This is a genomic window from Janthinobacterium sp. PSRC1-1, assembly GCF_049897525.1.
Taxonomy (GTDB): Bacteria; Pseudomonadota; Gammaproteobacteria; order Burkholderiales; family Burkholderiaceae_D; genus Janthinobacterium; species Janthinobacterium tructae.
Genome location: NZ_JAFCWK010000002.1, coordinates 120798 through 147032, shown reverse-complemented (window position 1 = coordinate 147032; position 26235 = coordinate 120798). Strand labels below are relative to the sequence as shown.

Sequence of the window (26235 nt, the reverse complement as noted above, 5' to 3'; positions counted from 1 at the left end):
GGATCAGCGGGCTTTCACGTATTGACGACAGACCAGCCGTCCGTCGAAGCCAGCTGCGCCTGCGCGCCGGGACGCGATTGCGACACCACCTGCATGCTGGCGCTCAGCCACAGGAACAGTTCGCGGAACTGCAAGCCCTTCAGCTGCTTCACGCCCCGCTCGCCGCGGCTGGAAAACTGCCCCAGGGTATCGATATTCGCATGGTCGCCCACGGCGATGGGGAAGATCGCCACTTTATTCGCCTGCTCGGCCGCGCGCGCCTGTTCGGCGCCGTGCTGCCAGCGGTCCGTCGGCTCGCCGTCCGACATCAAAAACAGCCATGGCCGCGTGTACGCCACGCCGGCGGCGCGGAAACGCTGCTTTTCCTGCTCGATTTCCGCCAGCGCCAGTTCCACGGCCGCGCCGGTCGGCGTGGTGCCGTTCGCCTCAAGGCGGGGCGCCGTGAAATCCATGGCGTCGCACCAGTTGCTGGCGACCACCGCTTCATCGTGGGCGCCATATTGAATCACCAGGATGCGCACGCGCTTGGCGGCGATCACGTCGGACTTGAGTTCCTGTTCCAGCAAGGCCAGGCCTTCGTTGAGCAGCGAGACGGGTTCGCCATCCATGCTGCCGGAACAGTCCAGCACCAGCACCAGCGGCGTGCGTTGTTCGGTATTGTCGACCAGCGCGACGTCGGGAATCATTATTGAACTCATGGGCAATCGGAAAATGTGAAATCAGACATAGTGCGAATCTTACATCACGCGCCACAAACTGCCGCGCGAGATTGCTTTGATGAAAGATTGTTGATGACGCGGCGCCCTGGTCGACTTTGCCTCACGCCAGATAGCCGCACCCCGCAAAATATCAATCCCCATCTCATTCGGATGAATGATGCGCCGCGCCGCGCCCTTGCCTAGACTGGCTTCAGCCTCACGCCCACCCGACCGGGCGCCGCGCCAGGGGCACTCAACCATCGAGGGACGACATCATGAAAACCATCATCCTGAACACATTGCTGGGCCTGTCCGCCACCTGCATGGCGGCGAGCGCGCAAACCCTGCCGCAAGATAAAACCGTGGACGTGGCGGGCCACTCGCTGCGCATCGACGTACCGGACCAGCCCCGTTACATGGCGCGCGAAGACTTCCAGCAATTCGCGGGCGCCTACGACCTGTCGAATGGCGACACCCTGCAGCTGCGCCGCGCCGGCGGCATCATGTATGCGCGCATCGGCAACCAGCCCGAACACCGCATCGTCGCCACCAGCCGCAATGCCTTCGTCGCGCTGGACCGCCAGCTGAAAGTACGCATCGACCACCACGACGATGGCAGCGTGGGCGGCGAGCTGGTGATGGTGGTGCCGGCACGCCAGTTGGCCGATGGCAGCGCGCAAGGCGAGCATCTGGCCACGCTGGCCTTTCCAGGCCGCTGACGCCGTGGCACGAGCAGGCGGACACCATGGACATGCCGATGACAGCGCAGCAGCAGGCATTGATCGCCCGCCTGTATGACGCGGCGCTCGATGATGCGCTGTGGCCGCAGCTGTGCCGCGACCTGGCCGATGCCTTCGGCGGCGCCAGTGAAACCAGCCTGATCCTGCAAAGCGACAGCGGCGCGCAGCTGCTCAATCCTGCGGCGCACTTCGGCAAGGAGACCACCAGCGCGTATGAAGCGTATTACTGGCAGCACGATATCTGGGCGAAACTGGCATACCGTCTGGGCGTGGGCCAGGTACACGGCAGCGCGGAGCACATTCGTCCGCGCGATTTCGAGCGCACGGAATTCTATGCCGACTTTTGCCGCCCGCATGACCTTTACCACGTCATCTGCGCGATCTTGCCCATGGCGCCCGGGGAAGCCGCCCTGCTGGGTGTACACCGCCAGCGCACGCAGGGGCCGTTTGCGGACAGCCCGCTGGTGCAGGCGCAACTGCAAGCGCTGCTGCCACACCTGCAGCGCGCCCTGCGCATCCGCGCCCGCCTGGCGCAGAGCGGCATGCAGGAACGCACCACGCGCGCGGCGCTCGACGCGCTCGACACGGCCGTGCTGCTGGTCGATAGCCGGCTCGACGTGCTCTACGCGAATGCCAGCGCACTGGCCCTGTTCGGTCCCGGCCTGGAACGCAGCCTGCATTGCCCGGCTGGCGGCAGTCCCCGCTGGTGCGCGCTGCCGCAACTGGCGCAAGCCGTGCGGCAAGCCATCGGCACCGGCAAAGGCAAGCGGCTCGCCGCGCCCGTGGCCAGCGCCCTGCGCCTGCCGCGCCCGGATGCGCCCGACCTGTGCCTGACGGTGGCACCGTTCCAGCCGCCGCAAGGCCAGTCCAGCCAGCGCCCGTGCGCCCTGGTGCTGGCGCGCGACCCGCAGGCGCCGCCCGTCGCCGTGCCTGCGCTGCAGCAGCTGTTTGAACTGACGCAGGCCGAAGCGCTGGTGGCCCAGGCGCTGGCGCAAGGCGCCGCCATCGACCGCATCGCCGCCGATACGGGCGTCTCCATCAACACCGTCAGGACGCATCTGCACCACATCTACGACAAGACGGGCACGGCGCGCCAGGGCGAGCTGATCGCCAGGATCCACCAGAGCGCCAGCCCATTCACCGGAAAGGAGTATTCACCATGAAAAATACCGTGATTTCCATCATCGTCATCGCCGCCAGCGCCCTGGCCACGGCCCAGGTGCTGCCGCCGCAGCGCATCGCTGCATTACCCGACCAGCCCCGCCACGTCAGCCGCGAAGACTTCCAGTCCCATGCGGGGCCGCACACGCTGGCTGGCGGCCATCGGCCTGGGACGGCTGGCGGCAGTGCCAATTGCGGCGCACCCAGCGCGAGGCTGGCGTGCTCCGGGGAAAAATAGTTGCGTGCTATGATCGCCGCCTTCGGCGCAGCCCCGCCGCAGCCATTCTCCATGGAGCACCATGTCCCAGACTGAAAAGATTCCAGCCCGCCTGCTGCGCCGTAGCCTGCGCCTGCTGGCCTGGCCCTTGCTGGCCCTGGTCAGCGCCGCCTGCACCAGCACCACGCGCCATCCGGCCAGCGAGCCCACGCAAGTGACCCTGCGCTTTACCTATGACGACGGCAAGCCGATGCGGCATGACGATTACCTGGCCAATGCGCGCCAGCAAACGTATATCAAGCACTGCAGCAAGATCGGCAGCACCACTGTCTGCGACATTGGCTCGGATCCACTCTTCGTGGGTGGCGACGCCCCGCTGGACGCCAACGGCGAAGTGCGCGTCACCCTGCACTCGACCGGTCCCATCGGCAACAACCCGACCAGTCTTTGCATCAAGGGCAAAGGCTACGTCTTTGATTCCGGCGACTGGAAGCGCGGCCCCTTCAGCCCAGGCCAGGTGATCGAGATCCGCTACAGGATACGCGAAGTGCAAATGACGTGCCCTTGGTCGTCGGGCACGCCGCCGTGGTGGGACAAGGGTTAAGTCTGACCAGCCACAGCCGTGGCCGGCTGGCTTAAAAGTTACTGCAGCTCGAACTCCGCCGGAGTCAAGCCCAGCTCGCGCGCGATCTTGCTGGCCACGCGCTGCTCGTTGGCGTCGAAATTACCGTCCGACGAAGCGACGGCGATAATCATGCGCACCAGCAAGCGCGACGCCTCCACATTCGACTTCATCTTGCCCAGCGCCTGATACGCCTTGGCTTCGCCGATATCCTTGTCGAACTCCAGCTGGCTGACATAGTCCTGGAAAGCCTTGATCACGTCCGTGGTGGTAAACACCGACAGCGCGTCATTGCTTTCAATAAACTTCACCATCTTCTGCTTCTCTTCCGCACTGACACTGCCGTCGGCCATGGCGATCAAGGCCGAGCCCGCCATCGCGGCATTCAGGAAATCCTTGTTCTTGTACTTCAGGGCTTCCGTTTTTAGTTCACTTGCTTTGGTCTTCAGTTTGGACAGAAAGGAATCGAAACTCATGGTGGTTCTCCTTGTTGGTTCGGATGAGGCAGCGCTACAGGCTACCATTGCCACACAGATGAGGGCGCGGGGGTGGAATGCAAGCACTGGAAGCGCGCTATTCCCCCGATACTGGCATGGCCAAACCCAAGCGCAAAGGCCGGGGTCAGTCACTTCGTGATCGTAATGCCCCCCATTGGGGGACATTACCCCTGTAGGGTCTGACTCCAGTTTCTGCCTTGGGGGGGAAGTTCAGCCAACGCCACACTACCGCCCATAAAACACCACAAAAGCTAGATAACGTGAAAATTATCTTATTTGCAGTTGAAAAATAAGTAACTCCATGGCAGCATGGAATGAATTTTTCTTTACTGCAAGGTTGTGATGGACAAGCAATTGCTGTTGATTTACGCACTGACGTTCATCATCCACCTGATCGGCACCCTCGGGCTATTCCGTGTACATCTAGATCTCCCAGTTTCCATCAGCGTCCAGTTATAACAAGCAATATCCCATACTATCAATCTTCTGATTCATACCATACTTAGAAAAAAACAAAATATATTGGGAAACACAAAAATCAACGATATACCCATTTTTTGAAGTGTACAATAAATTTCCAAGAAAGGAATCGCATGCAGAAATTAAGCAAAAAATTACAATATCTTGATTGTGAAATTAAAAAAATATCAGAAATAAAAGATTATGAAATTTATTTTCACGAACAGGATGAATGGAATATCAAAGGGGAAAAAATATCATCCGACAATGATTGGCCGATCACAACATTAAATAAAAAACCAAAAATTAATTATTTGAAAGTTGAGATAGAAAAAGGAGAATGGCGGAGTGTTTTTTGGTTGGAAAAATACAAAATATCCATAATAGCAAAAATAAGACCTAAAACCCACGAGGCGACTTTAAAAAAATTATTAAAAGAGATGGAAAATTGCCTTGAGCACGCAAAACAGAATTTTCACGCAAATCACGACACACTCACAGGTTTATTTAATAGAAATGGTGCACAAATAGAGTTTAGCAAGAACTCCCAAGACTTAATTGAAAAAGAAAATCCTATAGAGGATGGTGAGCAAAAGATAAAATTATTAGAATCTATCGCAATTTTCAGCTTTGACATTGACAACTTCAAACAAATAAATGACACATACGGCCATCAAGCAGGAGATGCTGTATTGGCAATTTTCGCAAAAAGATTGGATTTTTCAGTTAAGAAATTAGAAGCAACTATGGATAGTAAGTTCATCTTAAGCCGTCCAGGAGGAGAGGAGTTCGAATTAATAGCAACGGAGAATCTCACCAGAAACATATTAGAGGAAATTGGCAACACATTACTACAAGAGATTAGGCAACCATCGATATCAACAGAAATAGAGATAAAAGAGTATGAGAAAAATAACAAAATAGAAGTTTCAAAAAATATTTTCGAAACGAAAATATTAGCCAGTATAGGGATTTCCAACAAAACCCTTTCTGGAAAAAAATCAGAAATCAATGAAGTAATATCTGAACTTAGGCAATCTGCGGATACCGCACTTTATCGTGCAAAAAATGATGGGAAAGACTGCATACGCTTTTTTGACGACATTAGAATTAAACATGGTCGTGTTGCAGAATTTCACTCTCATTCTGATCTTGCGATTATCGACATTGGAAAATCGGTTCACGTAAAAAATGGTGATATCTATTCTGTTTACTATACTCCTTTTACTGGAGAAGATAGTTGCATTAGAGATGATGGAAGATCAAAGAAAAAACTTGGAGAATATATTGCAGTTGAATCTGCGAAAATTCAAGTGGTGCACGTTCAAGATCAGCTAAGTACCTGTGTCGTAATTGAAAAACATACGTCATACCCAATTCCAATTGGTTCGCTTCTAAAACGTCTTAACGTCGGCACAACACCACGTTTTTTCTCCTCTAGGCAATTTCAAACAAGCAATGGAAAACCAGAGGATTTAATAAAAAGAATTAACTCACTAATAAATGAAAACAATCTTCTGTCAATTATAAATCTACTTCCAACCATAGATACTGAAGACTTCGATGCAAAATCCCGCTTATTACTACAATATAGCTCTTATATTTCCATGGTTCTCCCGATAAGAACTGAAGTATTTTTATCGGCTGATGATAGCATGTATATTATAATAAAAAATGGAAGTTACTACTTCGAAGAGGATGAGTATGAGGAGGAAGACGAAGCAATAAGGGAAAACTTCTCTTTGGAAATGAAAAGACAAATTGATGCGACATTGGGCAATCTATCAAAATATTTCAAATTTCACGCTGGCATATATTTATCATGTGATCATCCAAATTTTAGTGACAAAACGCCGGAGATTTGCCTTCACTTAAGCAAAGCCGCCTTACATGTCAGTCAAAGCAAAATAACAAAAAAAAATATTACTTATTTCGATAGCCATCGTACAATTTTCGCTTGGCGTCGTGAACAAGGGACCAAGGACGCGATTGCAGATTATTGCTCATTTAAAAAATATGGAATAATAGACGTTGGAATGGAGAACCAACTTGGTCTATCAATTCTAATATCAGAAGATATTTCGAATTTTGAACTTGCCGAATTAGCATTTTCCATTGCCAATGAAGCTGATCCTGCTCACGGATTTTTCGGCGCTAATTTGGGATTGATAAAGGCATATATGGGGAAATATTCAGAGGCATATCAATTACTTTCAAAAATAAAAGATATAAACTCTGACACAACCTATTCAGCACCGTACAGAATATCTCTTGCAAAAAGCGCATTGGAATGTCAGAAAAGCGGCGAGGATTTAAACAATGATGAATTGTTAGAACTAATAAATTGGACGACTGATAATAGTATAGAAAAAACAATCCCATCCAATTACCGCAGATGGCTTGCAGAGCTAGAAAAGCAAAAGGAAGTTTTAATTAGCAAAACAAAGCAACCAAAACAAAAACCTCCTATAAAATAGCTATATCAGCCTGAGAAAACAAATATCCACGTCTTTCAGATGAAAAAAGCCGCCATCTCCCGACAGCGGCTTTCTCATTCCTACCCCAGCAGCAGCGCCTTGAACCAAGACGCCGCGCCGCAGATAAAAAATTACCCCACAAACTTCCGTGCATTCCTGAACATGCGCATCCATGGCGACTCCTCGCCCCATGCTTCAGGGTGATACGACTGCTGGACTGACCGGAACACGCGCTCCGCGTGCGGCATTAACACTGTGAAGCGGCCGTCTGGCGTGGTGACGGAGGTGATGCCTTCCGGCGAGCCGTTCGGGTTGTACGGGTACGCTTCCGTGGCGGCGCCCTTGTTGTCGACAAAGCGCATGGCTTTGGTGACCTGGGTGATGTCGCCCGTTTGCGAGAAGTCGGCGTAGCCTTCGCCGTGGGCGATGGCGATGCCGGCTTGCGTGCCGGCCATGCCGTTGAAGAAGATCGACGGGGAATCCATCACTTCGACCATGGCAAAGCGGCCTTCGAATTTCTCCGACTTGTTGCGCGTGAATTTCGGCCAGGCGTGGGCGCCGGGGATGATGGATTTCAGGTTGCTCATCATCTGGCAGCCGTTGCAGATGCCGAGGCCGAAGCTGTCCGTGCGGTTGAAGAAGCGCGCGAACTGTTCCGCCAGGCTGGCGTTGAACAAAATCGTTTTCGCCCAGCCTTCGCCCGCGCCCAGTACGTCGCCGTACGAGAAACCGCCCACGGCGATGACGCCCTGGAAGTCGTCCAGTTTGACTCTGCCCGCAATCAGGTCGCTCATGTGCACGTCGACTGCCGTAAACCCTGCCTGGTGCATCACGTACGCCGTCTCGATGTGCGAATTGACGCCCTGCTCGCGCAGGATGGCGACGCGCGGACGCACGCCGGTGGCGATGAATGGCGCGGCGATGTTCTCGCTCTGGTCAAACGTGACGATCGGCGACATGCCCGGGTCTTGCACGTCCAGCAGGCGGTCGTATTCGGCGTCGGCGCAAGCCGGATTGTCGCGCAGGCGGGCGATGCGCCAGCTCGTTTCGCTCCACAGTCGGTGCAGGTCAGCGCGCGGCTGGGTGTAAATCAGCTTGGCGTCGCGCGTGAATTCGATGACGTCGCGGTCGTTCAATTTGCCGATGATATGGCTGCAGGCGCCCAGGTTAAACGTGCGCAGCACGTCCATGACGAGCGACTTTTCTTCCGCGCGCACCTGGATGACGGCGCCCAGCTCTTCGCTGAACAAGGCGCGCAGGGTCAGTTCGTTGCGGCGTTCCGCTACCTGCCCGGTCCAGTTCTTGGCGTCGCCCCAGTCGCTGGAATGCTCGCCTTCCATGGTCAGCATGTCCAGGTTGACGGACATGCCCGTGTGGCCGGCGAAGGCCATTTCCGTCAGGGTGGCGTACAGGCCGCCGTCCGAACGGTCATGGTAGGCCAGCAGCTTGTCGTCGCTATTCAGTTTCTGGATGGCGGCGAAGAAGCCTTTCAGGTCTTCCGCGCTGTCCACGTCCGGCGTTTCATTGCCCAACTGCTGCAACACTTGTGCCAGCGCGGAGGCGCCCAAACGGTTTTTGCCGCGACCCAGGTCGATCAGGATCAAGGACGTGTCGCCCTTGTCCGTCTTCAGCTGCGGCGTGAGCGACTTGCGCACGTCCGTCACTGGCGCGAACGAGGAAACGATCAGCGACACCGGCGAGGTGACGGATTTCGCCGCGCCCGTGCTCTCGTCTTTCCACGTCGTGCGCATCGACAGCGAATCCTTGCCGACGGGGATGCTGATGCCCAGCGCCGGGCACAGGTCCATGCCGACGGCTTTCACCGTGTCGTACAGGGCTGCATCCTGGCCAGGCTGGCCGCAGGCGGCCATCCAGTTGGCGGACAGCTTGATGTCGGAAATGTCGGCAATCGCCGCGGCGGCGATGTTGGTGACGGCTTCGCCCACGGCCATGCGGCCGGATGCTGCTGCGTCGATGACGGCCAGCGGCGTGCGTTCGCCCATGGCCATCGCTTCACCCAGGTAACCTTCAAAGCTCATGGTGGTGACGGCGCAATCGGCCACCGGCACTTGCCATGGTCCCACCATCTGGTCGCGCACGGTCATGCCGCCCACGCTGCGGTCGCCGATGGTGATCAGGAAGGATTTGTCGGCCACGGTCGGCAGCAGCAGCACTTTTTGCGCCACGTCCTTCAAGTCCATGCCGGTCAGATCGATGGCAGGGAAATCGTTGGCCACGTGGACCACATCGCGCTGCATCTTCGGCGGTTTGCCCAGCAAGACGTCCATCGGCATGTCGACCGGCTCGTTGCCCAGTTCCGGGTCGATCAGTTTGAGTTGACGCTCTTCGGTGGCCACGCCCACGGCGGCGAACAGGCAGCGTTCGCGTTCGCACATGGCTTTGAACAGGGGCAGGCTTTCCGGCGCGATGGCGAGAACATAGCGTTCCTGCGACTCATTGCTCCAGATTTCCTTCGGCGCCATGCCCGATTCTTCCAGCGGGATCTTGCGCAGGTCGAAAATCGCGCCGCGCTTGGCGTCGTTGGTGATTTCAGGGAACGCGTTCGACAAGCCGCCCGCACCCACGTCGTGGATCGAGATGATCGGATTGTCCGCGCCCATTTGCCAGCAGGCGTTGATGACTTCCTGGGCGCGGCGTTCCATTTCCGGATTGCCGCGCTGGACGGAGTCGAAGTCCAGGTCGGCCGTGTTGCTGCCGGTGGTCATCGACGAGGCGGCGCTGCCGCCCATGCCGATGCGCATGCCCGGGCCACCCAGCTGCACCAGCAGGCTGCCGACGGGGATGTCATTCTTGTGCGTGTGCTGCGCCGAGATATTGCCGATGCCGCCGGCGATCATGATCGGCTTGTGGTAGCCGAACACCGCATCGCTGTCGACGCCGACGTTCTGTTCATACGTGCGGAAGTAGCCGCCCAATACAGGACGGCCGAATTCGTTCGAGAACGCGGCGCCGCCCAATGGACCCTCGATCATGATCTGCAGCGGCGAAGCGATGCGCTCCGGCTTGCCATATTGCTCGGCGTCCGTGCGCGATGCCAGTGGCGCCGTCACGGAAGCGGCCGTTTCCCAGCTGCGCACGGCGTCCGGCAGCGACAGGTTCGAGACGGTGAAACCGGTCAAACCGGCCTTAGGCTTGGCGCCGCGGCCCGTCGCGCCTTCGTCGCGGATCTCGCCGCCCGCGCCCGTGGAGGCACCTGGGAAGGGGGAGATGGCCGTCGGGTGGTTGTGCGTCTCCACCTTCATCAGCGTATGCGTCAGTTCCGTCGACGCCGCGTATTCGTGGTTGGCGCCGCGCGGGTAGAAGCGCGACACGGTGGCGCCTTCCATGATGGACGAGTTGTCGCTGTAGGCGACGACGGTGCCCTTCGGCTGCAGTTCGTGCGTGTTCTTGATCATGCCGAACAAGGATTTTGGCTGCGCAACGCCGTCGATGGTCCAGTCGGCGTTGAAGATCTTGTGGCGGCAATGCTCGCTGTTCGCCTGTGCGAACATCATCAGTTCCACGTCCGTCGGGTTGCGGCCGGCCTTGGTGAAGGCGGCGTCCAGGTAGTCGATTTCGTCTTCCGACATCGCCAGGCCCAGTTCCGTATTCGCCGTTTCCAGCGCGCGCTTGCCCTGCCCCAGCAAGTCGATCGATTCGAGCGGACGCGCTTCCAGGGTGCGGAACAGGTCCTTGGCGTCGTCGGCGCTGCGCAGCACGGATTCCGTCATGCGGTCATGCAGCAGGTCGGCCACGGCCTGTACCTGCTCGTCCGTCAATTTGCCGGCGCCAATGGCGCTGCCCAGGATGCCCGATTTCAGGTTGATGCGGAAAGCGATGCCGCGTTCGACGCGCTTGATGTGCGCCATGCCGCAGTTGTGCGCGATGTCGGTGGCTTTCGAGGCCCACGGCGAGATCGTGCCGAAACGGGGGATGACGAAGAATGCTTCGGCGGCGCCTTCCGTATTGTCAGCCTGGGCCGGCTCGCCGTACGTCAGCAAGGCGCCAAGGCGCGTGCTGTCGTCGTCGGTGAGAGGCGCGCCGGCATCGATGAAATGGACATAGCGTGCTTGTACGGCAACAATCGCAGGCGAGACGGCTTGCAGTTGGCTTAACAGACGGTGGCTACGGAAATGGGACAGGGCATTGGAACCCGGCAGTATCAACATGATTGGAAGGTGGTTGATGCAGCGTGGCTGCGGGTTAAAGGTAGGTATGACAATATCTTTCGTACGGCAAATTTCCTTTGCGCGCATTATACCCGTTTTGCCCCTGCCTTATGACCGGAACTTATGGCTTTACGGCCATTTTGCCCTTGAAACGGGCAGTTTTCGCCAACTTGCAACAAGCGGCCCCGGCGATGATCAGGCGATCACATAGCGGTTCTTGCCCTGGCGCTTGGCCAGGTACAACGCCTCGTCGGCCAGCCGGTAGCTGTGGCCCAGTTCCTTGCCGCGGTCCAGTTCCGCCACACCCACGCTGATCGAGACGAACTGCGCGGCCTGGAAAGCCTCGCTGACGGCCTCGACCAGACCACCGGCAAAGGCGCGCGCCTCGTCGCGATTGCCCGCATACACGATGCCGAATTCCTCGCCGCCCAGGCGCCCGCACAGATGACCTTGCGTCTTGTCGGCGATGATGGCGGCCGTGCGCACGAGCACGGCGTCGCCCGCATCGTGACCCTGCTGGTCATTGATGATCTTGAAATTGTCGATGTCGATCATCAGGAAATGCAGCATGCCACCCTGCGACTCGCCATGCATCTGCTGGGCGCGCTGCGTGAACATGCGGCGGTTGTTCAAGCCCGTCAGGCTGTCCTGGAAAGCGAGCCGCGTCAATTCCACCTTGGCGTGATAGTTGCGCAAACGCAATAAGCTGAAACTGACGTTCAGCGCCAGCCCGAACAGCACGCTGACGGCGATCATCAGCGGCACCCAGGATTGGTCGGGCAAGCCCCCGTTGACGGGATACAGGCCGTGACCCACGTTCCACCAGATGCCGGCCACCACGGCAAGGTAGCTGAGGCCGCCATTGAAGATGGAGGCGATGGCCAGGGTCATGAAGACGCCCACGGGCAAGACCCAGAAGCTGGCGTGCTGGACGGCGTCGGCCATCGTGCGCAGGCCGAAAGTCAGGGCCAGCACGGCGCAGGCGCCGGAAATGGTCAGCACGGGCAAGGTGGTGCAGCGGTAGCGCGCCACCAGGCTGACCAGCATGCCCAGCAGCGCCAGCAGGGCGTGCAGCAGGTTCGGATGATAGGGGGCGGGCATCATCAGCCAGGTCAGGCTGTAGGCGATGATGCCCATCACTTGCGTGACCAGGCCGACGCGGTGCAATTCCGCAAAATAGGTATGCTGCTGCTCGCTGTTGCCGCCAAATGCAAGGGGAACGGCAACGCGCCGCAAGGTAGACAGATCAGGAACGCGCATACGGGTATCGACACCAGAAAGAGATAAGCGCCCGGTACAGCCTTGCGCAAGCCTGGCCGCAATCTGGTGCGGCGTTCAACAATAGTTGTAATTAGAATACTATCACGCTGATGAACTATCTGTCGCGCAATGCCGGTACGGCGCGTGAGTACGCGGCGTCGCCGCCATGAAATACAACGCCGCCCTGCCCCGCGCCCGATTGCATGTATTTTGCTGGCAGTGTCTCCCGCCTTTGCAGTATGCTGACAAGAAATATTACTGCCACGCAGATATCTATAAGAAGAGTTCCCGCAAATGACCGAACAGATGAACGAGAGCTGAACAATGCCAGAAACTAGCGACTTATCTGTCCTGATCGTCGACCCGAACCCCAGCATGCGGGGCAATCTGCACAATATGCTGAACCAGGCGGCCATCAGCAAGGTGGAATATGCCGTCAATTCCGGTACCGCCATCCGCTTGCTGATGAAGAAACCGTTCGACATCATCCTGTGCGAATACGATCTTGGTAGTGGCACGGACGGCCAGGATGGCCAGCAATTGCTGGAAGACTTGCGCCACCACAAGCTGATCGGCCTGTGGACGATCTTCATCATGCTGACCTCCGAAGCCATCCACAGCAAGGTGATCAGCGCGGCCGAACTGACCCCGTCCGACTACATATTAAAACCGTTCACCGTCGATGTGCTGAGCGGACGCATCGCGCGCGCCATCGAACGGCGCGCCATTTTCCTGCCCACGTATCAGCTGATCGACAAGGGCGACTTGCGCGAAGCCGTGAAAAGCTGCCGCGCGGCCGAATTGCAGCACCCGCGCCTGGCGGCCGATTTCACCCGCCTGCGCGCCGAGCTGCACATCGCCCTCGATGAATGGAAGGAAGCGGAACAACTGTACGCCGACATGCTGGCCACGCGCCCCATGGCCTGGGCCCATCTGGGGCTAGCGCGCACGCTGTTCGAACAGCAGCGCCACGAAGAGGCGCAGGAGGCGCTGCTGCAGCTGGTGGAAACCTATCCGCGCTTCATGGCCGCCTACGATTTGCTGGCGCAAAACCATGAAGCCATGGGCCAGCAGATACAGGCGAAGAAAGTCCTCGAAGACGCGGTGGCCATCTCGCCGCACATGCTGGGCCGCCTGCGCCACTTGGGCGGCATCGCCTATGACACGGGCGATATCGGCGCGGCCGAAAGGGCCTACAAGCAGGTGGTGAGCAAAGCCAAGTACTCGGAATTTCGCGACCCGGAAGACCACGTCAACCTGGTCAGGGCGCTGGTCAAAAAGGGCGACGCGCCGCAGGCGAGCGGCGTGCTGCGCGACATGGAGCGCTCCCTGCGGGGCAGCGCCAACGTGGAAGCCTGCCGCGCCATCTCGGCCGCCATGCTGCATGAATTGTCCGGCAACGACATCGCCGCCGCCACCGAACTGCAACTGGCCGCCGCCGCCCTGGACGACGCGCGCGGCCTGTCGACGCAGCTGAAGGTAGGCCTGGTGCAAAGCTGCCTGAAAAACAACCTGGAGCAAGCCGCCTCCGAGGTCATGATGAAACTCGTCAACGAAGCCGACAGCGACGTGACGATGGAAGCGGCCGTCGATGTGTTTGAAAAAGCGGGCCGGCATGACCTGGCGCAAGGCATGGGCCAGCAGATCACGCACCAGGTGCAGGAACTGATGCAGGATGCGGCCAGCAAGTCGGAAAGCGGCGAGCTCAAGGGCGCCGTCTTCGTGCTGCGCCAGGCCCTGCGCAAGACGCCGGGCAACCTGCCGGTGCTGTTCGCCTCCGTCGAGGCCATCTTGCGCCAGCTCAACATGCTGGGCTGGGAAGCCCCGCTGGCCGAACAGGCGCAGCACCAGATGCAGGTGATCCGCAAGATCGACCCCAGGCATCCTCAGCTGGAATCGCTCAAGCAGCAGTACGAAGCCACGCAACACAAATATGGTATCGCGACCTGAGCTGATTGACGATTTTCGTCGCTCCACCTGTTAAGAACCTGCCTGGCGGAGGCGGGATGGCGCTTGTTTTCCGCGTCCCGGCAAGACCAGCTTCATCGACAGTCGCGACGCCATATGTGAACGTCATGGGGGTGCGTGCGATCTACGCACAGGCGCATTTTCACGAAACCGATTTTCTGTGAAGTCTGCTTCGGCGCGACCACTCCAGGCGACGGCAGCCGGCCGGGAGCAGCGAAGTTAGTATCGATTTTCCATCCGCAGGCAGGTTTCTTGGGATAATGCCGTTTCCTGGCTTATTTTGAAAGTGCGATAGTGGCTATAACGGATGTATCGACCCTGTTCTTTGGCATGACACTTAACATGTCGATCATGGCCGTGGCCCTCCCTTATTTCATGGGGCGTGTAAACCGTGCCGCGCGGTATGCACAAGCCGGTATCATACTGCAAACGTTGGGGTGGGTTTTCCTGCTGTGCTCAAACACCTTTGAACGGGGCGGCTGGGCCGATCACCTGCTGTCGACGATGGCAATGGGCAGCGTCTCGGGCGGCATGGTATTCAACGCCATGGCCTTTCAATTGTGGTACGGGCGCAAGGCGAGTGCTCGCGCTCCGGCCGCCATCGCGGTACTGATGACTGTCGGTTACAGCATCGGTTTTTCCGACTATCCGTTCAGGGTAGGCTGGGCGAATGGCCTGCTGGCATTACAGATTGCAACCATCATCGTTCCCCTGTGCCGTACGCCACAGTTGGCAGTCGGACGCTGGCGTTGGCTATTAATCATCTGCCTGACAGTTCAAATGCTGGTACTTGCCGGCCGCGCCGTGCTGGGCGCGTTCTACACCGCCGAGTTTCCGAATTTTTTTGGACCGTATCTGATCAACCGCGTGTTTGCCTTGTCATCGAACTCGATGATGATGATGTCGGTGGTGGCCATTCTTCTGGCGCACCGCGACGAGGCAGCCCGGGAACTGGAACGGTTGGCGACGCGAGACGGTCTGACCGGCGCGTTGAACCGCCGCGCCTGGGTACTGAAGGCCGAGATCGACCTGGCCAGCAGTTTGCGATACAAGCAGCCGCTCGGCGTGTTGATGCTTGACCTGGACTATTTCAAGCAAATAAACGACCAGCACGGCCATGCCGGTGGCGACAGGGCGCTGCAAGTTTTTGTCGCCGGCTTGCGGGCTGTCAGCCGTGTCGGCGATCTCTTCTGCCGCTACGGCGGCGAGGAATTCTGTGTGCTGCTCAACTGTGCCGACTTTGCGGCTATCACGGCTTACGACGAACGCCTGCGGCAGTGGCTGGCGCGGCATTCGCTCCAGGAGCTGGGTTTTGAACTCTCTTACAGCGGCGGCATCGCCATGCGCATGCACAATACCGACACCATAGAGAATATGCTTGAGCGTGCCGACGTCGCGCTCTACAAAGCCAAGTCGCAGGGGCGTGGCTGCACGCTTGCCAGCCCGGAAATGCTCTGCGCATAAATCGGCAGCTGGTTATGGCGGCACAGTTTGGTGAGCTGCAGTGACGTACGTTGAGAGTTTTCCCGGCGCGAAGCCAAGCCAAGCCGCACAGCTTCGATTAACGCTCGCCCCTGAGCGTGTAGACCGGCTGCTCGGACTCCCCTTTTTCCACCATCGCCAGCACGCGCTGCAGTTCCTGGCGCTCCTTGCCCTCCTTGGCCGATGACACCAGGTTACGCAGGATGGCGGCATGCGCCGTCTGCAAAGCCTGCGCAGCGGGCACGGCGATGTCCGGTTTCACGCCGACATGCTCCCAGTTGGTTTTGGTGACCACATTGGTCGTGCGCGCGGTCGGGATCGCGACAATGATGTCCTGCCCCAGGTTGTACCAGCTCACGGGATTGGAGCCACCCCCGGTGGTTTCGCCAACCACCGTGCCGCGCTTCTGCGCCTGGATGCCATAGGAGAAATCCTCCCCGCCGGAAAACGTGCGGGCCGAGGTCAGCACGTACACGGGCTTGTCGTAACGCTGTGCGACCGTCTTCACGGTCCAGAACTGCCGCGTCAGACCGGTCGGGCGGTCGTACATGTCGATCAGGTGACGCTCGTCGCCGAACGGGAAGAAATGACTCCCTTGGCGCGGCTGGGCAGTTCGTCGGCACCGCTGCGCTCACGAAGACCTCCGTAAAACGCGGCGCCGAAATGCAAGTCACCGCTCAATTCCCGCAAGTCCTTCTCCAGCGCCGCACTGAACGCCTTCACGCTGGCGGCGGTCGCATAGCCTCCTTCGGCATTTTTAACGGGTGGACGGCCGAACTGGCCTCAGCAAAGCGCCTGCTACTGCATCGCCTGCATCAGCGCGGGAGTTTATACCGTACCAGCAGCGTAGGTCCCTTGCCGCCGGACGGCGTCAACAGTATCTCGTCACCCGGCTGCATCTCTTCATGCATCACCGTGCAACAGGTCGGCATTGAGTGGCCGCGCGCCGGATAAATGCCGACGTCGGTGTGCAGGTTCGCAGCGCGTACGTCCACACTGGTCTTGCCGGCATTTCCTGCTTCTTGCAGCAGCTTGCGCAGCGCGGTGACGAAGTCCCCTTTGCTGAGCCTGACAGGTGCCTGGTTTGCTTGCGGGCGAGCAGTTGCGTCGTTTTTCATGGCAGTTTCTTTCAGTGTATACATTTCCGCCAGTATAACATTCGCCCCTGGCGCAACGCGACTAGGGGCCACGCTCGAATCGACACTGCGCAATTACCTGAACATCTATAAACACAACATCCATAGCCTGCCCTCAATAACGAAACGCCGATTCAGGCGATGAAGAAATGGCAGGCGAAAAAGCCAGAATTATTCCTGAAACATGTTTGCAGGCAGGCGGGTCTTGACAACTAAATCAATGCTGCGCAATGGCTTCAGCTGCTCACCTGCGTTCCACCCGCGCCACCACCAGCTCGATCAACTCCGCAATCAACGGACGGAACGTGGCGGCATCGCCGCCCTGCCCCAGCATCACAGTGCGCGTGGTCAGGTGCGAGAAGACGGCATCGAACAAAATCTGCGGCAGGCTGGAAAACGAGGTATCGGGCGCGATGCGGCCCTGGGCGCGCTGCTGTTCCAGCAGGCGCAGAATCAATGCGTGCCACACTTGCGGGCCGTGCTCGTACCAGGTCTGGCCCACGGCCGGTACGGCGGCCGCGCCCGTGACGACGAGGCGGTAGAAAGCCACGTGGCGGGGACTGGTGACGACGGCCACCAGTTCGTCGAGGATCAGCTGCAAGCCCTGCTCCAGGCCGACTTGCGACGTGTCGAGCTGGCGCAGTGCGATGATGAAATCGGCGCACAGGTATTCGACCACGGCCACCAGCAATTCCTGCTTGCTGCCGAAGTAGCGGTAGGCGGTGGCTTTCGAGCCGCCCGCCGCGGCCACGATGGCGTCCATGCTGACGCCGTCGTAGCCGGAGGCGAGGAAGAGGTCCGCCGCCGCCACCAGCAGCTTGCGGCGCCGCTCCTCGCTTCGGGTACTCGGGGAAGCTGGAACGGTGCGCAACTGGGGCATGAAGCAAACTCTTACTGTGTCCTGGGAAGCGCGTATGCTATCACGTAATCTCCCCGGTCCGGACTCTGGCGGGCGCCGCCCGCCACCACCACGACATACTGGCGGCCCGACCTGGGCGACACATACGTCATCGGCGTGCCTTGCGAACCGACGGGCATGCGCGCCTTCCACACTTCACGGCCCGTGGCGATATCCATGGCGCGCAAATAATAATCCTGCGTGCCCGCATAAAACACCAGGCCCGACGCCGTGCTCATGCCGCCGCCCAGGGTCGGCATGCCCAGCGGGATGGGCAGGCTAGCGCGCACGCCGTGGATGACGGCGTCCTGCACCGTGCCGGCCGGACGCTCCCATACCTTCGTGCGCGTCTTCAAATCGATGGCGGCGAACACGCCCCACGGCGGGCTTTGGCAGGGTATGCCCAGCGGCGAATTGAAGGCCTTGTGGTCGATGACGAACGGCGTACCGTCCATCGGATAGGTGCTGCCCACGCCGTGGCCAGCCGTCAGCCTGGCCACGTCCACCGTTTCGCGCGGCACCAGCTTGACCACTTGCGGCATGCGGATGTCGTTGACGAACAGATAGCCATTGCTTTCATCGATGGCCGCGCCGCCCCAGTTGAAGCCGCCGTAGTAGCCGGGGTAAATCAGCGTTTCGCGGGTGCTGGGCGCCGTGAACTCGCCCTGGTAATTGAGCTTGCGGAAGCGGATGCGGCAGGCCAGCTGGTCGAAGAAGGTGGCGCCCCACATGTCGCGCTCCGTCAGCGTCTGCGCCCCCAAGGCCGGCATGCCGGTCGAGTATGGCTGCGTTTTTGACACCCAGTCGCCGGCCGCGTGCTCCTGCGGCACGGCTTTTTCGATGACTTCGGCAATCGGCTTGCCCGTGCGGCGGTCCAGCATGAAGATCTGGCCACGCTTGGTCAGCTGCACCAGCGCGGGGATGGTGCCGCCCTTGCCGTCCGGGACGTCGTACAGGGCCGGCTGCGCCGCCACGTCGTAATCCCAGATATCGTGGTGGACGGTTTGATATGTCCAGCGTTCGCGGCCCGTGGCCATGTCGAGGGCGACGATGGCCGACGCATATTTTTCCGTCAGCGGCGGACGCTTGCCGCCCCAGAAGTCCGGTTGCTCATTGCCCGTCGGCAGGTACACCAGGCCCAGTGCATCATCAAAAGCGGGCGCCGACCACATGTTCGGCGTGCTGCGCGTGTAGGTCTGTCCTTCCGGCGGCAGCTTGGTGATGGCCGGATTGCCCAGGTCCCAGGCCCACACCAGTTCCCCCGTGTCGGCGCTGTAGGCGCGCACGACGCCCGATGGTTCATCGGTGGAGCGGCCGTCAAAGACCCAGCCGCCGAGGATGATCAGGTTGCGCGCGATGGTCGGCGCGGACGTGTAGGCGTAGTACGGCACGTTCATTTTCACTTTGCCCAGGCCGACGGTGAGGTCGACGGAGCCCTTGTCGCCGAAGCCTTCGCACCGCTTGCCCGTCTGCGCGTCGATCTCGATCAAACGCGCATCCATGGTCACTTGCACGATGCGTTTGGCGCACGCGCCCGCCACCGGCGCGCTGGCCGCCTGCATGCCGTCAAAACGGAACGGCTTTGTCACTTTCGCCGGCTCGTAGTAGCCGACGCCGCGGCAGCGGTTCCACGTTTTGATGTTGGCCGGCTTCGGGTCGAAGCTCCAGCGCTGCTTGCCCGTGTCCGCGTCGAGCGCGATCACCTTGCTGGTCGGCGTGCACGTGTAGATGGTGTCGCCGATCTGCAGCGGCGTGTTCTGCGCTTCGGACGCGCCTTCGGCCACCTCGCCCGTGCGGTAGCTCCAGGCCACCTGCAGCTGGTCGACATTGGCCTTGTCGATCTGCGTGTACGGCGCGAAGCGCGTGCCCTTCGGCCCATAACCGTAATACGCCCAGTTGGCGCTGCCGTCATTGATGGCCGTCACGGCATCCTGCCGCAGCTGCGCGGTGGCCTCCAGCACGCCGTGCGGCTGGAACATGGCAGCGAAACCGGCTGCCAGCACGACGGCAAACAGCGCGGCGAAACCGCGCGACTGGCCCGTGTGTTTGCGTCCCGCCAGCCAAGGATGCAGCAAGGCGGCGGCCAGGCCGATAACGAGGAACGGCGCCAGGCGCGGCACCATGGGCCAGAAGGCGAAGCCGGTTTCCCACACGGCCCACAGCAAGGTGGCGATGAGCAGCACCGCGATGACGGCACTGGCCAGCGGTTTGCGGCGCCAATACAGCACGCCGGCCAGGATCAAGCCGAGACCGGCCGGCAGGTAGTACCAGGAACCGCCAAGGGTGATCAGTTCGATGCCGCCCGCCGCCAGGACCAGGCCGGAAAGTCCAAGAAACATGCCAAAAACCGCCAGCGCAATGCGCTTGCCCCTGGAGACCGCCGGGATCGCCGCCGCTCCATTCTTTGTTGAAGTGTCCATTTTTTATCCATGACGCCTCCCCTGCCCAGGCAAACACGCCGGGGGATGGCTGATTTTCTAAATCTACGTAGTGAAACTGTACTGTACGGTTTCATTTTATGCCGATTTTTGACGCAAGGAAAGAAAAATTGACAAGGGAGCTTGATTTTTGGCGGGGATGGGATGATTTTGTGGGATGTCGGATTACGCTCTGCGAGCTAATCCGACCTACCGGAACGCTGGATATGCGTAGGTTGGATTAGCGCAAAGCGCGTAATCCAACAAACACAGCTGCGCCGGGTGTTACAGCGAGGCCATGTCGATCACGAAGCGATAGCGCACATCGCTTTTGACAACGCGCTCAAACGCCTCATTGATATCCTGGATGCGGATGATCTCGATGTCGGACACGATATTGTGCTTGCCGCAGAAGTCCAGCATTTCCTGGGTTTCCTTGATCGAGCCGATCATCGAGCCGGACAGGCTGCGGCGCGCGCCCACCAGGCCGAAGGCGTTCACGGGCGGCACGGCGCCGTCCGGGATGCCGACGATGACCATGTTGCCATCGACTTTCAGCAGGTTGATGTACTGGTTCCAGTCGATGGACGCGCCCACGGTGCAGATGATCAAATCAAAGGTGCCGGCCAGCTTTGTAAACGTTTCCGCGTCGTTGGTGGCGTAGTAGTGGTCGGCGCCCAGGCGCAGGCCGTCTTCGCGCTTCGACAGGGTCTGGCTCAGCACCGTCACTTCGGCGCCCATGGCGTGCGCGATCTTGACGCCCATGTGGCCCAGGCCACCCATGCCCAGGATGGCGACCTGCTTGCCAGGGCCGGCTTTCCAGTGGTTCAGCGGCGAATACAGGGTGATGCCGGCGCACAGCAGCGGCGCGGCGGCGTCCAGCGGCAGGTTGTCGGGAATCGACAGCACATAGCCTTCCTTGACGACGATGCTGTCCGAGTAGCCGCCCTGCGTGGCCGTCTTGCCATCGGCTTCGACGCCATTGTAGGTCTGGATCAGGCCTGGCATGTACTGTTCCAGGTCCACGTTGCGCGTCTTGCAGGTGGTGCAGGAATCGACGAAGCAGCCCACGCCCACGTGATCGCCCACCTTGAACTTGGTCACATTGGCGCCAACGGCCGTGACGACGCCGGCGATTTCATGGCCGGGCACCATCGGGAAGGCGGCGCCGCCCCATTCGTCGCGCGCCTGGTGGATGTCGGAATGGCATACGCCACAGTATTTGATCGAGATGGCCACGTCGTCTTCGCGCGGGGCGCGGCGCTCGAACGTGAACGGTTGCAGTGCGGAAGTCGGGCCCAGTGCGGCGTAGCCTTTGGCGATGGTGGTCATGAAAACTCCTGTATTTATATGTGTGACGAAGGGGACGCGTGCCTTGCATGCGATTGCACAAGTGTGCCCGAGAAGCCCGTACGGCGTTACCGCGATCCTGCAAGACCTTTGCACGATCCTCCAAATCTGCGTAAGATCAAGCCCTGCCCTTCCCTACCTGACGCATACTGGCCCACATGTCCACCCTGTCCACACAGATCCCCCCGCAAGATGAAATCGCCGCCCTGATCAGCCGCCACGCGCCGCGCAACGGCGACTACGCCACGGCCATCGGCAACCTGACGTTTCACCGCCAGTCCTCGGTCACGGAATCGCTGTTTCATGCGGCGCGCCCCAGCGTGGCCATCATCGCGCAGGGGGCGAAAGATGTCACCTTGGGCACGGAAACCTTCCATTACAGCCGCATGCAGTATCTGCTGACCTCCGTCGACCTGCCGGTGCAGGTGCGCGTGGCGCAAGCGAGCGAGCAGCAGCCGCATTTGTGCGTGGTGCTGGGCATCGACATCGCCGACGTGGCCGCGCTGCTCGACAGTGAAAGCACCAGCGGCGCAGCTGGCAGCGCGCAGCAGAAAATCCTGCCCGCCACGCGCGGCATATCCGTCAGCGACGTCTCGCCCGAGCTGCTCGACGCCATGCTGCGCCTCGTGCGCCTGCTCGACAAACCGGGGGAAATCGCCGCGCTGGCGCCCTTGATCCGCCGCGAGCTGACCTATCGCCTGCTCAATGGCCCCGTCGGCGCGCGCCTGCGCCACATGGCGCTGGCCAGCAGCCAGTCGCACCAGGTGGGGCAAGCCATCGACTGGATCAAGCACCATTACGCGCAGCCGCTGCGCATCGAGCACCTGGCCGGCATGGCGAACATGAGCATGTCGTCGCTGCACCACCACTTCAAGGCGATTACGGCGATGACGCCGATGCAGTACCAGAAACTGCTGCGCCTGCAGGAAGCGCGGCGCTTGATGCTGGTCGAGCAGATCGACGCCGGCACGGCCGGCTACCGCGTCGGCTACGCCAGCGAATCGCAGTTCAGCCGCGAATACAGCCGCCAGTTCGGCCGCGCGCCCATGCGCGACGTGGGCCAGGTGCGCGCGCAGCTGAGCGGCGCCAATGGCAGTGCTGACAGGGCCTATTCCGTTTTGCCGTAACCGCCGCCGCCCGGCGTTTCGATGACAAAGACGTCGCCGGCTTGCATCTCGGTCTTGCCGATATGCGGCAAGTGCTCCACCGTGCCGTCCGCCCGCTCCACATAGTTGCATCCCAGCGCGCCCGGCGCGCCGCCATGCATGCCGAAAGGCGGATGGATACGGTTGTTCGACAGGATCGCCGCCGTCATCGGCGCCAAAAAGCGCACCCGGCGCACGCCGCCATTGCCGCCGTGCCAGCGCCCGGTTCCGCCGGAGCCGGCGCGGATGCTGTAGCTGTCGAGCCGCACGGGGAAGCGCCATTCGAGAATTTCCGGGTCCGTCAGGCGCGAATTGGTCATGTTCGTCTGCACCACGTCCGTGCCGTCGAAGCCGGGACCGGCGCCCGAGCCGCCCGATATCGTCTCGTAATACTGGTACTTTTCACTGCCAAACGTGAAATTGTTCATCGTCCCCTGCGAGGCGGCCATTGCCCCCAGCGCGCCATACAGGGCGTTGGTGATGCAGGTCGAGGTTTCCACATTGCCCGACACGACCGAGGCCGGATACTGCGGATTGAGCATGGAGCCGGGCGGGATGATCACGGTCAAAGGCTTCAAACAGCCCGCGTTGAGCGGAATGTCGTCGTCGACCAGGGTGCGGAACACATACAGCACGGCCGCCATGCAGACGGCCGATGGCGCGTTGAAGTTGTTCGGCAGCTGGGCGGACGTTCCCGTAAAGTCGATGACGGCACTGCGCCCGGCCACGTCGACCCTGATCGCCACCTGGATGCGGGCGCCGTTGTCCAGGTCCAGCGCGTAACTGCCATCCTTCAGGGTCGTGATGACCCGGCGCACGGCTTCCTCGGCGTTGTCCTGCACGTGGCCCATGTAGGCTTGCACCACCGGCAAACCGAAATGCGCAACCATCTTGTGCAGTTCCTCGGCCCCCTTCTGGTTGGCCGCCACCTGGGCGCGCAGGTCGGCCAGGTTTTGCCGGGGATTGCGGGCCGGCCAGCTGGCGCCCGCCAGCAGGGCCAGGGTGTCGTCTTCGCGCATCACGCCCGTGGCGCCGTCGACCAGCTTGAAATTGTCGATCAACACACCCTCTTGCTCGATGCGCGTGGAGTCCGGCGGCATCGAGCCGGGCGTCGTGCCGCCGATATCCGCATGGTGGCCGCGCGAACCGACATAGAACAGGATGGCCTCGCCCACTTCATCGAAGACGGGCGAGATCACCGTCACGTCGGGCAGATGCGTGCCGCCGTGATACGGGTCGTTCAGCATGAAGACGTCGCCCGGCCGCATGGCGCCCGCGTTGCGCGTCATGACGGTGCGGATGCTCTCGCCCATGGACCCCAGGTGCACGGGCATGTGCGGCGCATTGGCGATCAGCTGACCTTGTGCGTCAAAGATGGCACAGCTGAAATCGAGCCGCTCCTTGATGTTGACGGAATGGGCCGTATTTTGCAGGCGCAGCCCCATCTGCTCGGCGATCGACATGAACAGGTTATTGAAAATTTCCAGCATCACGGGGTCGGCATCCGTCCCGATGGCACGCCGCTCCGGCAAGGCGGCGACTCTGCGCAAGATCAGATGGCCGTGCGCCGTCACGTCGGCACGCCAGCCCGGTTCGATCACGGTGGTGGCATTGGCGTCGCTGACGATGGCCGGGCCGTCGATGGCGTCGCCGGGACGCAGGCTATCGGCTCCATACAGGCCGCTGTCGCGCCACGCGCCGGCGCAGTACATGGCCACCGTCGCCAAAGGCGCCAGCGCGCCCGCACGGGGCGCATGGGCCGGCGTGGCCACTGCCGGCGCGTCGGATGCGCCGATGGCTTCCACGGAAATGGCTTCGACGATCAAGGCGCGCGTGGGCATCAGGAAGGAAAAGCGCTTTTTGTACGCCGCTTCGAACTGCGCCTGCATGCCAGGCACCGCATCGAACAGCACGACGAGGGCCGTATCCGTGCCTTCGTAGCGCAGGTGCACGCGCGACACCAGCGCGATGCGGTCAAGCTCCACGCCCTGGCGCAGCAAGTCGCCCCGCGCCAGTTCGCCCAGTTGCATAAAATCGGCGGCCAGATCCGCGCCCAATGCCGCTTCGATGGCCTGTTCGCGCATGGCGCTCTGGTCGGCCAGGCCCATGCCGTAAGCCGACATCACGCCCGCCAGGCTGTGGATGAAGACCGTGCGCATGCCCAGCGCGTCGGCCACCAGGCAGGCATGCTGGCCGCCCGCGCCGCCAAAGCTGGTGAGCGTGTATTCGGTGACGTCGTGGCCGCGCTGCACGGAAATCTGCTTGATGGCGTTGGCCATATTGCCCACGGCGATGGCGACATAGCCTTCGGCCACCTGTTCCGGCGTCGAACTCACCGTGCGCGCCAGCGCTGCGAACTGGGCGCGCACGGTGGCCGCGTCCAGCGCTTCATCGGCGTCGGGGCCGAAGACGCGAGGAAAAAAGGCGGGCTGCAGCTTGCCCAGCATGACGTTGCAGTCGGTGACGGCCAGCGGCCCGCCGCGCCGGTAGCTGGCGGGGCCGGGATTGGCGCCCGCGCTGTCCGGGCCCACCTTGTAGCGGGCGCCGTCGAAGTGCAGGATGGAGCCGCCGCCGGCGGCCACCGTGTGGATGCTCATCATGGGCGCGCGCATGCGCACGCCGGCGATCTGCGTCTCGAACACGCGTTCGAACTCGCCCGCGTAATGCGACACGTCGGTGGACGTGCCGCCCATGTCGAAGCCGATGACCTTCTCGAAACCGGCCAGCGCGCTGGCGCGCACCATGCCGACGATGCCGCCCGCGGGGCCGGAGAGGATGCTGTCCTTGCCCTGAAAGGCGCGTGCATCGGTCAAGCCGCCGTTCGACTGCATGAATTGCAGGTGCACGCCGGGCAGCTCCATCGCCAGCTGGTCGACATAGCGGCGCAGGATCGGCGACAGATAGGCGTCGACCACCGTGGTGTCGCCGCGCGCCACCAGTTTCATCATGGGGCTGACCTCGTGCGACACGGACACCTGCGTAAAACCGGCCTCGCGCGCCAGCTGCGCCACCCGCGCCTCGTGCGCGTGGTAGCGGTAGCCGTGCATCAGCACGATGGCGATGGCGCGCTCGCCGCGCGCATGCGCGTGTTCCAGCGCTGCCTGCGCGGCCACTTCATCGAGCGGCGTGACGACGTCACCGTGGGCACCCACGCGCTCATCGATCTCGATCACGTCGCCATACAGCAGTTCCGGCAAGATGATCTGGCGCGCGAACAGCTGCGGGCGGTTCTGGTAGGCGATACGCAAGGCGTCGCGAAAACCGCGCGTGATGGCCAGCACGGTGGGCTCGCCCTTGCGTTCGAGCAGCGCATTGGTCGCCACCGTCGTGCCCATCTTGATGGCGCCCACCTGTTCCACGGGCAGGGGCGCATCGGCGGCAAGGCCCATCAGCCGGCGCATGCCGGCCAGCGCCGCGTCGCGGTACTGGCCCGGGTTCTCCGACAGCAGCTTGTGCGTGGCCAGACTACCGTCAGGACGGCGCGCCACGATGTCCGTAAAGGTGCCGCCCCGGTCGATCCAGAATTGCCAGTCCATCGT

The 26235-nt window shown here is 60.6% G+C and carries 18 protein-coding genes; 8 read left to right on the top strand and 10 right to left on the bottom strand.

Features of this window, described 5'->3' with window-relative positions:
• Positions 1–14: 14 nt before the first annotated feature.
• Positions 15–698, bottom strand: coding sequence for a vWA domain-containing protein (locus tag ACP7DW_RS04205; RefSeq protein WP_426054020.1), 684 nt, complete (start codon positions 696–698; stop codon positions 15–17).
• 275 nt (positions 699–973) lie between these two features.
• Between ACP7DW_RS04205 and ACP7DW_RS04200 the strand changes: the two genes are divergently transcribed.
• The 4 genes from ACP7DW_RS04200 to ACP7DW_RS04185 all read left to right on the top strand — a co-directional run bounded on the left by ACP7DW_RS04200 (position 974) and on the right by ACP7DW_RS04185 (position 3420).
• Positions 974–1417 carry a hypothetical protein gene (locus tag ACP7DW_RS04200; RefSeq protein ID WP_426054019.1) on the top strand — a complete coding sequence of 148 codons (444 nt, stop codon included), beginning with the start codon at positions 974–976 and terminating at the stop codon, positions 1415–1417.
• A gap of 26 nt (positions 1418–1443) precedes the next feature.
• The gene (locus ACP7DW_RS04195; protein WP_426054018.1) at positions 1444–2601 is read left to right on the top strand and encodes a helix-turn-helix transcriptional regulator; all 1158 of its coding nucleotides are present in this window, start codon (positions 1444–1446) and stop codon (positions 2599–2601) included.
• Positions 2598–2837: a hypothetical protein gene (locus ACP7DW_RS04190; protein WP_426054017.1), complete on the top strand. Its 240-nt coding sequence runs from the start codon at positions 2598–2600 to the stop codon at positions 2835–2837. The genes ACP7DW_RS04195 and ACP7DW_RS04190 overlap by 4 nt, the downstream gene beginning before the upstream one ends.
• Positions 2838–2898: 61 nt before the next feature.
• A complete protein-coding gene (locus ACP7DW_RS04185) occupies positions 2899–3420 on the top strand; it encodes a hypothetical protein (RefSeq protein WP_426054016.1) in 522 nt (173 codons plus the stop codon).
• Between the two features lie 38 nt (positions 3421–3458).
• On the opposite strand, the gene ACP7DW_RS04180 is transcribed toward ACP7DW_RS04185, so the two are convergent.
• Positions 3459–3914 (bottom strand): tellurite resistance TerB family protein, encoded by a 456-nt coding sequence (locus ACP7DW_RS04180; protein ID WP_099763903.1) that lies wholly within the window; start codon positions 3912–3914, stop codon positions 3459–3461.
• A gap of 614 nt (positions 3915–4528) precedes the next feature.
• Here ACP7DW_RS04180 and ACP7DW_RS04175 point away from each other — a divergent pair.
• Positions 4529–6871 carry a diguanylate cyclase gene (locus tag ACP7DW_RS04175; protein WP_426054015.1) on the top strand — a complete coding sequence of 781 codons (2343 nt, stop codon included), beginning with the start codon at positions 4529–4531 and terminating at the stop codon, positions 6869–6871.
• Positions 6872–7002: 131 nt separating this feature from the next.
• On the opposite strand, the gene purL is transcribed toward ACP7DW_RS04175, so the two are convergent.
• Together purL and ACP7DW_RS04165 are read right to left on the bottom strand one after the other, a co-directional pair.
• Positions 7003–11040 (bottom strand): phosphoribosylformylglycinamidine synthase, encoded by a 4038-nt coding sequence (purL, locus tag ACP7DW_RS04170; protein WP_426054014.1) that lies wholly within the window; start codon positions 11038–11040, stop codon positions 7003–7005.
• Between the two features lie 195 nt (positions 11041–11235).
• Entirely contained in the window at positions 11236–12300 is a 1065-nt protein-coding gene (locus ACP7DW_RS04165; RefSeq protein WP_426054013.1) for a GGDEF domain-containing protein, read from the bottom strand.
• 324 nt (positions 12301–12624) lie between these two features.
• On the opposite strand from ACP7DW_RS04165, the gene ACP7DW_RS04160 reads away from it, so the two are divergent.
• Together ACP7DW_RS04160 and ACP7DW_RS04155 are read left to right on the top strand one after the other, a co-directional pair.
• Positions 12625–14250: a tetratricopeptide repeat protein gene (locus tag ACP7DW_RS04160; RefSeq protein ID WP_426054012.1), complete on the top strand. Its 1626-nt coding sequence runs from the start codon at positions 12625–12627 to the stop codon at positions 14248–14250.
• Positions 14251–14610: 360 nt separating this feature from the next.
• Entirely contained in the window at positions 14611–15732 is a 1122-nt protein-coding gene (locus ACP7DW_RS04155) for a GGDEF domain-containing protein (protein ID WP_426054011.1), read from the top strand.
• 97 nt (positions 15733–15829) lie between these two features.
• Here the strand turns inward: ACP7DW_RS04155 and ACP7DW_RS04150 are convergent, their stop codons facing one another.
• The 5 genes from ACP7DW_RS04150 to ACP7DW_RS04130 all read right to left on the bottom strand — a co-directional run bounded on the left by ACP7DW_RS04150 (position 15830) and on the right by ACP7DW_RS04130 (position 21533).
• A complete protein-coding gene (locus ACP7DW_RS04150) occupies positions 15830–16300 on the bottom strand; it encodes a S41 family peptidase (protein ID WP_426054010.1) in 471 nt (156 codons plus the stop codon).
• Positions 16301–16565: 265 nt separating this feature from the next.
• Positions 16566–16868 carry an HNH endonuclease gene (locus tag ACP7DW_RS04145; RefSeq protein ID WP_298409341.1) on the bottom strand — a complete coding sequence of 101 codons (303 nt, stop codon included), beginning with the start codon at positions 16866–16868 and terminating at the stop codon, positions 16566–16568.
• 262 nt (positions 16869–17130) lie between these two features.
• Positions 17131–17766, bottom strand: a complete 636-nt coding sequence (locus ACP7DW_RS04140) for a TetR/AcrR family transcriptional regulator (protein ID WP_298409340.1) — start codon at positions 17764–17766, stop codon at positions 17131–17133.
• 11 nt (positions 17767–17777) lie between these two features.
• Entirely contained in the window at positions 17778–20123 is a 2346-nt protein-coding gene (locus ACP7DW_RS04135; protein ID WP_426054008.1) for a membrane-bound PQQ-dependent dehydrogenase, glucose/quinate/shikimate family, read from the bottom strand.
• 363 nt (positions 20124–20486) lie between these two features.
• On the bottom strand, positions 20487–21533 hold the full coding sequence (locus ACP7DW_RS04130) for an NAD(P)-dependent alcohol dehydrogenase (protein WP_282408872.1): 1047 nt from the start codon (positions 21531–21533) through the stop codon (positions 20487–20489).
• 176 nt (positions 21534–21709) lie between these two features.
• Between ACP7DW_RS04130 and ACP7DW_RS04125 the strand changes: the two genes are divergently transcribed.
• Positions 21710–22678, top strand: coding sequence for an AraC family transcriptional regulator N-terminal domain-containing protein (locus tag ACP7DW_RS04125; protein WP_426054007.1), 969 nt, complete (start codon positions 21710–21712; stop codon positions 22676–22678).
• Here ACP7DW_RS04125 and ACP7DW_RS04120 read toward each other — a convergent pair.
• Entirely contained in the window at positions 22660–26232 is a 3573-nt protein-coding gene (locus ACP7DW_RS04120) for a hydantoinase B/oxoprolinase family protein (protein ID WP_426054006.1), read from the bottom strand. The two genes, ACP7DW_RS04125 and ACP7DW_RS04120, sit on opposite strands and share 19 nt — an antisense overlap.
• Positions 26233–26235 lie beyond the last annotated feature (3 nt).

What these genes read in the sequence shown, in the direction of transcription:
- ACP7DW_RS04205 (WP_426054020.1), bottom strand. Translation starts at nt 698, where the DNA reads ATGAGTTCAATAATGATTCCCGACGTCGCGCTGGTCGACAATACCGAA.
- ACP7DW_RS04200 (WP_426054019.1), top strand. Translation starts at nt 974, where the DNA reads ATGAAAACCATCATCCTGAACACATTGCTGGGCCTGTCCGCCACCTGC.
- ACP7DW_RS04195 (WP_426054018.1), top strand. Translation starts at nt 1,444, where the DNA reads ATGGACATGCCGATGACAGCGCAGCAGCAGGCATTGATCGCCCGCCTG.
- ACP7DW_RS04190 (WP_426054017.1), top strand. Translation starts at nt 2,598, where the DNA reads ATGAAAAATACCGTGATTTCCATCATCGTCATCGCCGCCAGCGCCCTG.
- ACP7DW_RS04185 (WP_426054016.1), top strand. Translation starts at nt 2,899, where the DNA reads ATGTCCCAGACTGAAAAGATTCCAGCCCGCCTGCTGCGCCGTAGCCTG.
- ACP7DW_RS04180 (WP_099763903.1), bottom strand. Translation starts at nt 3,914, where the DNA reads ATGAGTTTCGATTCCTTTCTGTCCAAACTGAAGACCAAAGCAAGTGAA.
- ACP7DW_RS04175 (WP_426054015.1), top strand. Translation starts at nt 4,529, where the DNA reads ATGCAGAAATTAAGCAAAAAATTACAATATCTTGATTGTGAAATTAAA.
- purL (WP_426054014.1), bottom strand. Translation starts at nt 11,040, where the DNA reads ATGTTGATACTGCCGGGTTCCAATGCCCTGTCCCATTTCCGTAGCCAC.
- ACP7DW_RS04165 (WP_426054013.1), bottom strand. Translation starts at nt 12,300, where the DNA reads ATGCGCGTTCCTGATCTGTCTACCTTGCGGCGCGTTGCCGTTCCCCTT.
- ACP7DW_RS04160 (WP_426054012.1), top strand. Translation starts at nt 12,625, where the DNA reads ATGCCAGAAACTAGCGACTTATCTGTCCTGATCGTCGACCCGAACCCC.
- ACP7DW_RS04155 (WP_426054011.1), top strand. Translation starts at nt 14,611, where the DNA reads ATGTCGATCATGGCCGTGGCCCTCCCTTATTTCATGGGGCGTGTAAAC.
- ACP7DW_RS04150 (WP_426054010.1), bottom strand. Translation starts at nt 16,300, where the DNA reads ATGTACGACCGCCCGACCGGTCTGACGCGGCAGTTCTGGACCGTGAAG.
- ACP7DW_RS04145 (WP_298409341.1), bottom strand. Translation starts at nt 16,868, where the DNA reads ATGAAAAACGACGCAACTGCTCGCCCGCAAGCAAACCAGGCACCTGTC.
- ACP7DW_RS04140 (WP_298409340.1), bottom strand. Translation starts at nt 17,766, where the DNA reads ATGCCCCAGTTGCGCACCGTTCCAGCTTCCCCGAGTACCCGAAGCGAG.
- ACP7DW_RS04135 (WP_426054008.1), bottom strand. Translation starts at nt 20,123, where the DNA reads ATGTTTCTTGGACTTTCCGGCCTGGTCCTGGCGGCGGGCGGCATCGAA.
- ACP7DW_RS04130 (WP_282408872.1), bottom strand. Translation starts at nt 21,533, where the DNA reads ATGACCACCATCGCCAAAGGCTACGCCGCACTGGGCCCGACTTCCGCA.
- ACP7DW_RS04125 (WP_426054007.1), top strand. Translation starts at nt 21,710, where the DNA reads ATGTCCACCCTGTCCACACAGATCCCCCCGCAAGATGAAATCGCCGCC.
- ACP7DW_RS04120 (WP_426054006.1), bottom strand. Translation starts at nt 26,232, where the DNA reads ATGGACTGGCAATTCTGGATCGACCGGGGCGGCACCTTTACGGACATC.